19 protein-coding genes are annotated in these 11,593 nt (G+C 57.9%); 14 read left to right on the top strand and 5 right to left on the bottom strand.

Annotated elements, in window-relative coordinates:
* The 11 genes from HBN54_RS23030 to HBN54_RS22975 form a co-directional block, all read left to right on the top strand.
* Window positions 1–187 (top strand): hypothetical protein (locus HBN54_RS23030; protein WP_168675598.1); only part of this gene is annotated, 187 nt, incomplete at its 5' end.
* Window positions 188–199: 12 nt separating this feature from the next.
* Window positions 200–532, top strand: coding sequence for a hypothetical protein (locus HBN54_RS23025; protein WP_210428163.1), 333 nt, complete (start codon window positions 200–202; stop codon window positions 530–532).
* 114 nt (window positions 533–646) lie between these two features.
* Entirely contained in the window at window positions 647–1,126 is a 480-nt protein-coding gene (locus HBN54_RS23020; RefSeq protein WP_168675596.1) for a hypothetical protein, read from the top strand.
* A 439-nt stretch (window positions 1,127–1,565) separates the two neighbouring features.
* A complete protein-coding gene (locus HBN54_RS23010; RefSeq protein WP_168675594.1) occupies window positions 1,566–1,781 on the top strand; it encodes a hypothetical protein in 216 nt (71 codons plus the stop codon).
* Window positions 1,762–2,280: a hypothetical protein gene (locus tag HBN54_RS23005; protein WP_210428162.1), complete on the top strand. Its 519-nt coding sequence runs from the start codon at window positions 1,762–1,764 to the stop codon at window positions 2,278–2,280. The genes HBN54_RS23010 and HBN54_RS23005 overlap by 20 nt, the downstream gene beginning before the upstream one ends.
* 1,007 nt (window positions 2,281–3,287) lie before the next feature.
* Window positions 3,288–3,689: a hypothetical protein gene (locus tag HBN54_RS23000; RefSeq protein ID WP_168675592.1), complete on the top strand. Its 402-nt coding sequence runs from the start codon at window positions 3,288–3,290 to the stop codon at window positions 3,687–3,689.
* Between the two features lie 166 nt (window positions 3,690–3,855).
* Entirely contained in the window at window positions 3,856–4,164 is a 309-nt protein-coding gene (locus tag HBN54_RS22995; protein ID WP_168675591.1) for a type II toxin-antitoxin system HigB family toxin, read from the top strand.
* A 38-nt stretch (window positions 4,165–4,202) separates the two neighbouring features.
* A complete protein-coding gene (locus tag HBN54_RS22990; protein WP_168675590.1) occupies window positions 4,203–4,556 on the top strand; it encodes a helix-turn-helix domain-containing protein in 354 nt (117 codons plus the stop codon).
* A 53-nt stretch (window positions 4,557–4,609) separates the two neighbouring features.
* Window positions 4,610–5,083 carry a hypothetical protein gene (locus HBN54_RS22985; protein ID WP_168675589.1) on the top strand — a complete coding sequence of 158 codons (474 nt, stop codon included), beginning with the start codon at window positions 4,610–4,612 and terminating at the stop codon, window positions 5,081–5,083.
* Window positions 5,084–5,222: 139 nt separating this feature from the next.
* Complete coding sequence (locus tag HBN54_RS22980) at window positions 5,223–5,723, top strand: DNA-binding protein (protein ID WP_210428161.1); 501 nt, start codon at window positions 5,223–5,225, stop codon at window positions 5,721–5,723.
* Between the two features lie 33 nt (window positions 5,724–5,756).
* Window positions 5,757–6,272: a hypothetical protein gene (locus HBN54_RS22975; RefSeq protein ID WP_168675588.1), complete on the top strand. Its 516-nt coding sequence runs from the start codon at window positions 5,757–5,759 to the stop codon at window positions 6,270–6,272.
* 113 nt (window positions 6,273–6,385) lie between these two features.
* On the opposite strand, the gene HBN54_RS22970 is transcribed toward HBN54_RS22975, so the two are convergent.
* Genes HBN54_RS22970 through HBN54_RS22955 form a run of 4 tightly spaced genes read right to left on the bottom strand, consistent with a single transcriptional unit; the run spans window position 6,386 to window position 8,227 of the window.
* A complete protein-coding gene (locus HBN54_RS22970) occupies window positions 6,386–6,613 on the bottom strand; it encodes a hypothetical protein (protein ID WP_168675587.1) in 228 nt (75 codons plus the stop codon).
* Window positions 6,614–6,617: 4 nt separating this feature from the next.
* Window positions 6,618–7,022, bottom strand: a complete 405-nt coding sequence (locus HBN54_RS22965) for a PIN domain-containing protein (RefSeq protein ID WP_168675586.1) — start codon at window positions 7,020–7,022, stop codon at window positions 6,618–6,620.
* A complete protein-coding gene (locus HBN54_RS22960; protein WP_168675585.1) occupies window positions 7,012–7,236 on the bottom strand; it encodes a hypothetical protein in 225 nt (74 codons plus the stop codon). Before HBN54_RS22960 ends, HBN54_RS22965 begins: the two co-directional genes overlap by 11 nt.
* A 22-nt stretch (window positions 7,237–7,258) precedes the next feature.
* The gene (locus HBN54_RS22955; protein ID WP_168675584.1) at window positions 7,259–8,227 is read right to left on the bottom strand and encodes a replication initiation protein; all 969 of its coding nucleotides are present in this window, start codon (window positions 8,225–8,227) and stop codon (window positions 7,259–7,261) included.
* A 499-nt stretch (window positions 8,228–8,726) separates the two neighbouring features.
* Between HBN54_RS22955 and HBN54_RS22950 the strand changes: the two genes are divergently transcribed.
* A complete protein-coding gene (locus HBN54_RS22950) occupies window positions 8,727–8,999 on the top strand; it encodes a hypothetical protein (protein WP_168675583.1) in 273 nt (90 codons plus the stop codon).
* A 15-nt stretch (window positions 9,000–9,014) separates the two neighbouring features.
* On the opposite strand, the gene HBN54_RS22945 is transcribed toward HBN54_RS22950, so the two are convergent.
* A complete protein-coding gene (locus HBN54_RS22945; RefSeq protein ID WP_168675582.1) occupies window positions 9,015–9,464 on the bottom strand; it encodes a hypothetical protein in 450 nt (149 codons plus the stop codon).
* Between the two features lie 366 nt (window positions 9,465–9,830).
* Between HBN54_RS22945 and HBN54_RS22940 the strand changes: the two genes are divergently transcribed.
* Entirely contained in the window at window positions 9,831–10,232 is a 402-nt protein-coding gene (locus HBN54_RS22940; protein ID WP_168675581.1) for a MobC family plasmid mobilization relaxosome protein, read from the top strand.
* Window positions 10,198–11,593: relaxase/mobilization nuclease domain-containing protein (locus HBN54_RS22935; RefSeq protein WP_210428160.1), on the top strand; the 1,396-nt coding region annotated here is incomplete at its 3' end. The genes HBN54_RS22940 and HBN54_RS22935, both read left to right, overlap by 35 nt.

Raw genomic sequence — 11,593 nt, 5'->3', positions numbered from 1 at the left:
TCTGACCGAAAAGGACCGGCCGCTGCCCGGTCTGCTGGTCCCGGCCCTGCTCGCATTTGCCCGCGCCGCGAAAGCAGCAGACCGCCCGGCCCCGGCGGTGGGTTTTGAGGCCAGCGCCTATTACCAGCCCGAGCACGTGGGCCTGAGCCTGGCCGAATACGCCGCCAAGCGCGAGGCCGAGCGGTAGCTGGTGGTGCGCGTGAGCGAGCCGGTGAGCGAAATCAAGACCACCGGCCGCGCCGATACCCTGCACCGCACGCTCACCAGTAAAGGGGCTACGGTGTCCATGCGCCACGCCGTCGATGCCCAGGGCAACCGGGTGAGCGAGGTGGTGGTGCAGTACAGTATGCAGCAGCCCCGCCACGAATTAAAGGATATTAGCCTGGTGCTGGATTGGGCGGCCAAACAACCAGGACACCAGGTGCAGGAGCGCGCGGCCGACCGGGCGCAGCGCCAGGCCCCCGGCCAGCGGGAGGCGCAGCAGGGACAGGCCCGCACCCAGGAGCCGCGTCGTGGCCAGGGAATCGGCTAGGCTGTTTTGGGGTGCTGTTCAACCGGATAAGAACCCCGCGTCAAATAGTCCAGATAAAGGGTGCAAAACGGCCTTTAATAGGGTAAATACGGGGTTTTTGGCGTATCTTGTCGTATGACAGGGAACCAGCTGAAACGCCTAATCAGGCAGACCCGGACCCGCCCCTATCGGGCAAAAATCTACCGGGGCGACCCCACCCGGCCGGCTTACACGCTGTACTGTTTGTGGAAATACCCCACCTACCTCGCGGCCATGAACGAGCTGGACGAGTTGGTGGACCAGTGGCCCCAGAACCAGCCGCGCACCGTGGCCCTGCTGGCCGTGCGCCAGGCGTTTTTCGACAACGGGGCCACGCATTGGGAAGTGGGAATGGTGCACGAGGAGGACCAGGAGAACGTGCACGGCCTGATGCTCAACGAGCGCCGGCGGCGCGCGTGGGTGGACCCGGGGAAAGCCGCCCGCCATGCCCAGAACTTCGTGCTAGCTGAGGCGGCACTGGTCGAACGAGAGCGCCGAAAACAAGGCCCCCCCACCGGCAAGAAGCCCCAGTGGTGCAACACGCGCCGTGACCCCAAGCGCATCTTATTCAGATAGCCCCAAACCGATTAACCCACCCGTTTTTTGCCTCAGGAAGCCACCGAAGCCCAGCGCCGAAACATCATGAACTGCGCCTTTGCTGCCGGCGAAGCGGACGGGGCGATTGTGGCGCCCGAAACCAGGGCCATTTACGACCGGTACGTGCGGGGCGAATGCACCTTGACGCAGGCCATTGAGCTTATTCTTCGTCTGGGGCTCTGTTCAACTTATCAAAGCTGTTTAGGGAATCTGTTTGTGCGTGGTTGTCTGTCATCCTGAGCGCAGCGAAGGACCTTATTACGCTTGAGAGCTTCATGCTGACGTGATAAGGTCCTTCGCTGCGTTCAGGATGACAATTCCTAAACAGCCTCAATAGCCTGATTGAGTGAGAAATACATATTGCTCGCTCAAAATATTATTTTATATTTGAGTCTAACCAACCTTTCCCCTTTTCAATATGAAGACAACTTTAAAAATTCACTCCAAAAACTGGCTGATGCTAATTGCAATTGGATGGACGATGGTGACATCCTGCACTAAAAACAAGGGCGATGAACTGCTTCCAATGCCAGGAAGCACTACCTATTCGACTGCTTATCAGGTTTCGGAGGCATCAGCTAAACGTGTGGCTGAGCATATTGCGTTGAAATCGTATGAAAACACAACGATTTAATCATTCGCTCTTGAGTTTGCTGCTCTTGACCAGCAGTTGCAGCCAAGAACCGGTAAAACCTAATGGCAATGTTATGCCTATGCCCATTTATTTAGTGCTGCTCGACAAGCAGGGAAACGAACTGCTGACCAGCGAGGATACGCCACTCGTCGTTTCTTCGTTCAACAGCCAGGGCCAACGGTTTTATGTGTCAAGTTTAAATGAGTATCCCGACGGAAAAACTAAGCTGATTACCGCGATAGTCCCTAGCCTGATTTTTCCTTACCATTTTGTATACCATTCTATAACTATGCCCCTGGCGAGCAGCAATGGCAGTAAAGATTGGTATTTGGAACTCAACGGCAAGACCGATACGCTGCGCTACGACGTGCAGCACACCCGGCCCCAGGCGCTGAATAATCAGTACGACGTGATGCCGGTATCTTTCAACGGCCAGTCCGTTGCGGTTAGCGGCGGTTCGCCCGATAATCCGTACTACGTGCTGCGGCGGCGGCAATAGCCCGCTCTATGGTTTGCTGGCAACAGGCCCGGTTCCACCCAGGAGGCGGGCCTGTTGCTTTGATAGAAAGCTTGTCCTTTCGTCCTCCGCCCCTCCCGCAGCCCCCAACACTCCTCATCGCGGCGGTGGCGAAGGCCCCGCTTCAGCCAGCAGTTGCACCTTTTTCGGTTTACCAATCCGGGCGCGCCATGAGGCTGGCAAACGAGGGATTTCGGGTACCAGCTGCTCGTCAACCTTTGGGTGACGGCACGCCAAAACCTGGTACCCGAAACCCATAGTGGTAATCAAAGTACCCGTTAGCCCCTTTTTCTAGCTTTCCAGCACGCTGACCGACCCGTTCGTCACAACTAAAATGACCGGCCACGACTGGCTGTCTGCTTCGTTCCAACCGAACTGCTTGCCCATGAAGTCGAAGGCTGATTCTCTTGGTTTCGCGCCTTACCGTAATTCTTTGTCCAGTTACTAACGCAACCCCGGATAGTAGCCCTGTCAGCGGAAAAGTACCACGCCAGCAGCCCCACACCCGGAGAGGCGAAAACCGCACATATTCCAAGGTGTGTCCGAGAAGCGACATTATGTAAAGGGACAAAAGCAAGAAACAAGCGGGCCGGATTGCACTTCCTCACTGCCGCTAAAATCCTGTTTGCCTAGGCCCGAGACTCCTACGGTGGCGTTTACGAAACTCATCTACTTGGCGAGTTTCGTAAACTTTGAATCGTAGACGAGTTTCTTAAACTCCTACGGCCCTGTAGCGGCCCAATGGCACCTGGTGCCGGGCAGCTGCGAGGGGTTTACCCAAAGGAGCGTTTGAATTTCGCACGACCCGTTCCCTTGTTTCTTTACCGCCACATACACTGGATTCAGCAGCAATGAGAGGCAAGCGGATAACGTTTTTTGCGACAAAACAGGATTTTGACCCCTTAATAACCGCCTTCGAAGCAACGGCCCACTGCCAGTACTTTGAGGCGGGCGGGTTTGATACCCCGAACATTCCCACGTACACTTCCTTGCGCGACGTTTCAATGCTCGGCCAGGTCCAGTACCACTCGACGGGACTCGCCCCGCGTCTGTTACTGCTACCCATGGAGGTGGCGTTGACCGTTCGCCCGGTGCCGCAGAACGCCGGTGGGGTTCGCTATTTGGTAGACCAGTTGGCCAATCCGTATGGCTTCTTGCTGACGCTGGGGGGCACCTTTCAACCCGGGATACTGGTGGAAAGCGAAGCCACGACCTTAGCCACCGACGCGGCCTCGCTGGCCCTGTTCGCCAGCTGGGCAAAGGTGGTCCGTAAACAGGGTCGGACAAGCAATGCGTACGTGGGGCCGGAAGCTGCCCAACTGCTCGCAGTCGGTTGGCGGCTGGTAACCGATGCCCGCTCGCCGCTGGAATACGACTTGCCCAAGCCATAATAAGTCTTCACCAAGACCTTCTACCTGTTCACGAAAACGGTGATTTAAACAGCCATCGTCATTTAGATAGGGTCTGATAAGGGCCCGCTACCGGATGCTATATGGCAGCAAGACGGGTGTTTCTTCGCAATATGGAATTTAATTCCGGATTGCGTATGTTTGCCGCATGGCCATGATTGTCATTGAGGAGAAGACCATCACGAGCTACGGCCGCAAGAACGCCCAGGCGCGGGAAGCCTTAAAGGTATGGTTTGCCCAAGTGCAGCTCTGCACCTGGTCGAGCCACAACGACCTGCTGGCTGACTTTGCCACGGCGGACTACATCGGCCAGGGGCGCTACGTGTTCGACATCAAGGGCAACCACTACCGCCTGGTGGCCCAGGTGTTGTTTTCCCTCAAAACCGTGGATATCCGGCGCATCATGACCCACGCCGATTACAGCAAACTCAGTAAGAAGCAGTTGCAAGACCTCTGAGGTCGCCTTTCTTCCCTTTTGTTCTAACTCCCAAGACCGTGACCCTGACCACCGAAGCCGAGCACAAAGCCGCCGTGAAGGAATTCCGGACGCTGGCCACCGACGAAGCAGCCCACTACGCCCAGCTGCTGGTGCTGCGCGACGCCATCCATGCCTTCGAGGAGGCGAACGGCCACAACCCCGGGCCCCCAACCACCGTGGCCGGCCGGCTGCAGGTGGAGATGTTCAAGCGCCGCCTGAAACAGAAGCAGCTCGCGCAGCTGCTGGAGGTGGGCGAGTCGCGCCTGAGCGAGGTGCTGCGTGGCCGGCGGCCGGCCAACGTCGACTTTCTGCGCCGCATGTACCACAAGCTGGGCATCCCGGCTGAGGAGGTGTTGGAGCTAACGGCCTAATAAGAAATTAAGCGGGTGTTCAGGGCCCACTAAAACGCTAAAAAGCCGCGGCCATGACGATTCAAAACGACGCAGAGTACCGGGTAGGAATGAGCCGCTTGGAATCCTTGGATAGCACCGACCCCGCTAATGTGGCGGAAATGGAGGCGCTGGGCCACGCGCTGGAAGCCTATGAAGACCGTCAGGGCCACGCTCCCAGCGCTCGCATCCAGCTAGCGGCCCAAGGAGCCGAGCACGGCCCTGGCCACGACCCGCGCACCGACCACTTGCGGCCGGTCATCGACTTTTTGCTGGCCAAGGGCAACCGCCCGTCGCACTGGTGGCATGCGGATGGGTTCTGGTTTGACCAGGGTGGGGTGCTGCACTACACCTTTACCGACCCCATCGACGCGGTCGAGCTACGCGCACACTTTGACTTTCCGCCCTCGATTACGCTCAGCGACGACGGGACGATAAAGGACGGACCGAACTACTTCGATATTTCCTACGACCGACCCGCTACACGCTTTTCGTTTGAACTGCCGTAAACTGGTTCTTAACACTTCCATCGACGTTAAGAACTTGACTAGTCAACGATTAGTCCGTGACTAGTCAAGCACGGGTTAAGATGATTAATCAAAAGTTGCAGCCTGCTTACTTTGTAGCTTCTGACTAGTCACCGCCCCGATGGACAATACCGCTACATTCCTGACCATAAAGCAAGCAGCTCAACAAGTTAACAAGTCTGAGCAGACTATCCGGCGACTAGTCAAACAACACACGAAGACTAGTCATATCCAGGTTGAGCAAACCCCAAAGGGCAACACCTATCTGATTAGTCAGACGTTTCTCGCGGAGCAATATCCCAGCGCGGTCGAGGTGATGCCGGCGCTCATCGAGCCGGCCCAGGTGCCAGACGTGGCCCAGCTGCAACGGCAGCTGGCCGAGCGCGACCAGACCATTCAGCAGCTGCAACACCGCCTGCTGGAACAGAACGACGTGCTGAACGCGCTGACTAGTCAGATGAATAGTCAGCGCATCGGACGCATTGAGGAACTGCTACTTAGCCAGAACGAGCAGTTGGGTGAACTGCAAAAGCGACTGCCCGAGCCGGGGGAGGCTCCGTTAGCGCTGCCCGCGCTTGAGCCGGCCAAACCAGGCTTTTGGCAACGGGTGTTTGGCAAGTAGATTCGTAAACAAACAGGGCAAATCCTCCGACTCATGGACGCCGCTGATACCCTCATTCTGGTCGAATACCAGCCGCGCCACTGGCGAGTGATGTACCCCACCGTCGTCTTGCAGCACGAGGCCTTGTTTCAGCAGGGGAAAGCCTTGCATAAATCCGCGCCGCTGGAAGCCGAGCGCATCTACCGGCAGGTCATGGCCGCGTGCGGCGAACTGCACCTGGACGCGGTTTCCCACTTGGGCATATTGCTCAACAACCGGACGCCCGGCCTGGGCACCACCTATCTGGCGCAGGCATTTCTCCGGGCGCGGCTGATTTTCCCCGACACGTTCGAGGAAGGCCGGGACTTGCTCTTGTATGAATCCACCGGCAACGGGTTCGTGCTCACGGCCTACTACGTGATGGGGCTGGAACTGCAAAAAGTGAAGCGCTGGGCCGAGGCGCTAGCCCTATTCGAGTTTCTGGTGCAGGTCAACCCGAAAGACAACCACGGGGCCGGCCGCTGGATTGGGCCGCTGAAGGAGCGCCTGGCGGCGGAAGCCGCCCGCTAGGGCTTAGCGTGTAAATCCGCCCGATTGGAAGAGCAGTCCCCGCCCATGCGTCGCGTTCCTGTCGGTTCCAACGCGCACGTATTGACTAGTCAGCTGACTAATCAGCGGACTAGTCAACGCAGTAAATCATCTGATAATGAGTGGGTTTTGCGTTGCCCCAATCGGTCACGTTCAAGGGCGGCCCGCAGGCGGGCGGCGTTGGCAGGGGAGGACATCAGGTGCGCGGTTTCGTCCAGGGCGGCTTTCGCCGCCTGGCCCCTGAGGGTGACAAAGGGCAGGCTGCGCAGCAGCTCCAGCACGAAGGCGGCCCGGTGAGCCGGTACTTCCAGCGTAATTCTCATGGGGCTACCGGGCTTCTTTGACCAGGGCCAGGCCCAGGGCCGGCAGGTGGTCAAAGTCGTTGTCGGCCGTGTGCAGCGGCAGGTCCAGGTAGAGCGCCGTGGCGGCAATCCAGAGGTCGTTCTTGCCCATGTTGCGGGCGCTCATGCCGGCCGGCAACGGCTGGCCGCGCAGCTTGCCTTGGCTGTAGGCGTCGAGTCGGGCATACAAGCTGGCTAACTCGGGCACGAAGCCCACCAGGGGGTAACGTTCAAGTAGCTGCCGCAGGAAGGCGACTTTCTGGTAGCCCCAATCGGCTTTGAGGGCGAAGGCTTCCAGTTCTCCCACCACGGCAAAGGGCAGCACCGCCCGCAGCGGCAATAGCTGCTGCCGGCGCAGGTGGGCGATGACGACGTTCGTATCAAAGACCACGCGCAGCAGCGTCGCGCTCTTCGCGCAATATTTCGTCCATGCGGGCATTTTCTTCGGCGGTGAAGCCCAGGTCGGGGATGGGCAGCGCCTGCGTCGGCGCGACCGTGTCCAGGAAGTGCTGCACCCCCCAGCGCTTGATGTCGGCCGGGGAGTAGTAGGTAAGCTGCCCCCACCGGAGCGGGGGAATGGTTTCGGGGACCGTGGAAGCAATCATACAGGTAAAACGAGAGTGGGAGCTATTTGGCAGGGCTGGCGTCGAACAGCGGACCATTTGCGGGCTTTTTCAAGCCCAATACGGTGAGCAGAAGGCCCGACAGCGAGGACTTCGCTTTAACCTTGCCGGTCTTGATATCGTGCGCAAACTTATTGCAAGCGGCCACATGGGAAGGGCTGCCCAGAATTTTCGCTACCAGGTCGGGCGTGGTGATGCTCAGCTGCGCGAGCAGCCGTCCGGCGTTCTCGACCTGGTGCTGCTGAAGACCAACCGGAGCCACCGCGCCCGGTACCAGCTCAAAGGGAATGGTTTCAGCCAGGGCCTGCGACTTGACCGTGAAGATGATGTTTTTGAAGGCTTTACCCTGCTTTTCTAGCTTGTAGCTGACATGAAGTTCCGTGTGCTCATTGATTTGCTTGATTGCGATGTCCAGGACCTTGCTTTTCAAGTCGCTGATTCTTTCGGCTTTGTCATTCCCTTTCTCGTCAAGTAGACCGAGCATCCGCTTAAACTCTTCTATATCATACCTTTTTGTTTCGCCCAGGTCTTTCCACTGACTACACAGCGGATAAATGCGCTTGGCGTACTTGCTGGTGAGACGAAGCGCAGCGGCTAAGGCGTAGCTGGTGAAGTTGTTTTTGAGTTCAAACAGGTAAGGCAAGATGTGCCGGGTTAAGTCAAATTCAATGATTCCTTGCCCTTTGAGGTAGCGTATCCGCTGGAACATCCAGAGCTGTTGATACTCTTTGGCATCTTCCACTTCCAGCATACGAGAGCCCATATCAGCCGTGGCTTTCTGCAAGTAAGCCCCATTGTATCGCTTACCCGTCAGGCTGGATAACTCCTGAATATCTAGTCGATAGACAGTATCTGTTTCTCCCTTCCGCAGCTTGGAAATGATGAAGAAGAGCAAGTCTAGCTGCAACTGCGTGTATTCATAGCGGGCATTTGTGAGTGCGTTGTGTTGGCGAACCTCTAACTCCTTCTCCATTAGGTCATATCTAACTGATTCCGGAGCAATTATACGCAAAAAACGCTATTGATTTACGATAAGCGTTTTAAAACACCGCCTTTAACACACGAAAAGCCGTTTTTAAACACACGAAAAGCCGTTTTTACTACACGAAAAGCCGTTTTTACTACACGAAAAGCCGTTTTTACTACACGAAAAGCCGTTTTTACCCTTTGTAAATTACTGATTTATAATAAGTTATGAGCCCTACAAATAGAACAAATAACTCAAATAACACAAATTGTGATTCGCGCGAGAAAAAAAGGCTTTTAGAGTGTGGATAACTCGGTACAGCCGAAACGGCGTAGCACAAACAAAAACAACAAAGTCCTAGAAACCAGTAATTTGCGCGCATTTTACAAAATGTATATAATTAGTAGTCAATAGTCTATAAATTGCAAATGACGAGCTTATGTGCTGCTTTGGGCTGGGGAGTGCTGGCCTTGTGCTTACCGGCCCAAGTGCCGTATTTTGTCCCATGCCCAACCATACTTTCCGTTTAAAAAACACCCCTTTGGGCAACCTGGTCGTCAAGTTCTACCAGATAGAGCCCTACAGCGAAGCCGCCTTTGAACGGGTAAGGCTGCGCGACTTCTGGCTCACCACGGCCCCAGGGTCCGGCAATACGTGGGCCCTTTCCCTCTACCAAGGCCTTGTTGCGGACAACCACATTCTGCCCGAGGCCATTGCCCAACTGCACACCCGATGCGCCACGTGCAACTGCGTGCGCATCGAGCGGCCCGGGGGCTAGGTCCCAACTCCAACCCTAAATGCTTCTCTCGCCGTCGCGGTAGCGCTTGCGCACTTCGGCCCGGTGGTCGTCGCGCCAGGCTTGGACGATGTTGGCCAGCAGGTCGGTCAGGCTCACGTCCACGCCGGGCAGGTTTACGACCGTGGCCAGGGCGCGGTGCAGCTCGACGGGCAGGTACACGCTTTGCTTCTTGGTGGCCACTGTTGCCGGGGTGGTGAAGTAGGCCAAATCCCGCCGCTCAGGCGACGCCAGCACTGCGGCGACACTCGGGGCTGGCTGCACTGCTTCGGGGGCCACAGGAGCCGCCGCAGCTGCTAGGGTGGCCGGAGTTGAGGCAACTGGAGCGGGCAGTTGCTGAGCGGGCACCACGGGAGCCGGAGCGTTGGCCGCAGCCGTTGCCGACTGTTCGTGGCTGATGTTTTTGATGAAGTCAGCGACCTCCGAGTTGGGCGTTTTGTCAGTCATAATAGGGCAGTGGTAAGAGAGAAGGAAGTAGGTCGTTTCAGCTTCTAACGAGAATGTAGTGCCAGGCGTTTAGCTGATTCTTTCTTCCTTTTTACTGTTTTGTACTTACTTAGCTAAAAAGCTACAATTGTAAAAAGGTTAAGCTAAAATAACTGATAGCTTTTAAGCTAAACAACTACACTTTTATACTTGCCCAGCTTTTTAGCTAATCAAGCGTAATAGCTAGAGTAGTAGCAGGCAAGCAAACCCAGCTGCATCCCTGACGCCCCCTTTACCGTATGTTCTACTTGGACGGAGTAAGACGTGTTGATAGTGCCTATCAACGTCTTGCTTTTTGCTCCTATCGTCGCAAAAAGACCCTACCGCATGGACGCTACCTCTGCCCAATCGCCGCTTCCCAAACGCCCCCGCGTGGGCAAGTCGCGGGGCGGTCGTAAAGAACTTCCCGAGGCTGAAAAGCGGACGAAGCGCATTGTGCTGCATGTCACAGAGGCCACTTATGTTGAGTTGAAAGCACAGTCAAAAGCGAGCGGTCGGCCGTTGGCGGTGTTGGTGCGGTCCATGACGCGGCCCCAGCGGCGGGTACTGACACCGGAGCAATTCGGGGTCCTGCGGCAGCTCGCGGGCATGGCCAACAACCTGAACCAGCTGGCCAAGCGCGGGCACCAGGATGGGTTCGGGGCCGTGGCTGACCAGGTGGCGCAGGTGGCCGACCAGCTGAGCGGACTGCTCGATGGATTCACCCAAGCGGCCGGCGCGGATGATTAGCCGGACGGTCATCGGCCGCAGCTTCGAGGGGCTGGCGCGCTACCTGGTGGAGGGACATAAGGGCCAGGAGGCCGACAAAAAAGCGGAGCTATTGGGTTCGGCCGGAGTGCGCACGGACACCGTGGCGCACCTGGTAGCCGACTTCAACTTAGGTCGGCAGCTACACCCGGAGCTGGGCAAGGCCGTGTGGCATACCTCGCTCAGCTTTAACCCCGACGACGCGGCCAAGCTCACGGGCGAGAAGATGCGCGCGATAGCCGAGGACTATATGGAGGAGATGAAGCTGACGGGGACGCAGTACGCCATCATCCGGCACCGCGACCGGCCCGGCCACGAGCACGTCCACATCATTGCCAACCGGGTGGCCGACGACGGGCACACCATCAGCGACAGCAACAGCTTTTTGCGGTCGAAGGAGGCCCTGACCAAACTGATTCAGCGGCACGAACTGACCCCGCCCCAGGGGCTGCGGGTGGAGAAGCAGCACCCCGAGCACTTGGAAGGGGTGGACAAAGCCAAGCAGGAGGTGAAGGACGCGCTGCACCAGGCGCTGGCCACGGCCTCGGACCGGCCGGCGCTGCTGGCCGCGTTGCGGGCGGAAAAGATTAGCGCCCAGGAGTTCACCAACAAGGCCGGGGTTGTCACCGGCATTAGCTTCGAGAAAGACGGCCACTCCTTCAAGGGCTCTGCCGTTGCGCGGGGGTACAGTCTGGCCGGCATCGAGAAGCAACTGGCCGCGAATCAGCTCACCCAGCAGGCCGAAAAAGCCCGTCAGGAAGCCGCCCAGGAAGCCGCGGCCCAGGAGCAGCGGCAGGCAGCGGCGCAACTCGCCGCCCAACAACAGGCAGCCGAGCAGCAAGCGGCCCAGCTGCACGAAGCGGAGCGTTGGGCCGCGCAGGTGGCAAAAGGGCCGGAGCTACCGGCCATTGAGCGCAAATGGCAGGCGGACTACCAGCAATATGCAGCTGACCTGGCCCAGCAAAACGCCCCCATTCAGGCCCGCAACAAGGTTATTGACTCGTACCGCACCTACTTGCAAAAGCATCCGAACGAGGAAGGGATAGCCGCCGTGGTGCAGGCGATGAAGGGCGACCCGCGCACGGCGGCGCTGAAGGCCGAACTGGACCGCCAGGTGGCGGCGCGGGCGACGCACGCGAAGCAGTGGGCCGACAGCTATGGCCAGCAAGCGGCGCTGGAAAAACAGGCGAAAGGCGGCATTTTTGGGAAAAATGCGGCTTCCCGGGAGGCGGAGGAAAAGCTGAAGTTTCTGACCGAAAAGGACCGGCCGCTGCCCGGTCTGCTGGTCCCGGCCCTGCTCGCATTTGCCCGCGCCGCGAAAGCAGCAGACCGCCCGGCCCCGG

It is taken from the genome of Hymenobacter artigasi, assembly GCF_012275535.1.
Classification (GTDB): domain Bacteria; phylum Bacteroidota; class Bacteroidia; order Cytophagales; family Hymenobacteraceae; genus Hymenobacter; species Hymenobacter artigasi.
Note: the sequence above shows the minus strand (reverse complement) of the source record. Positions and strands in the feature narration are given on the sequence as shown.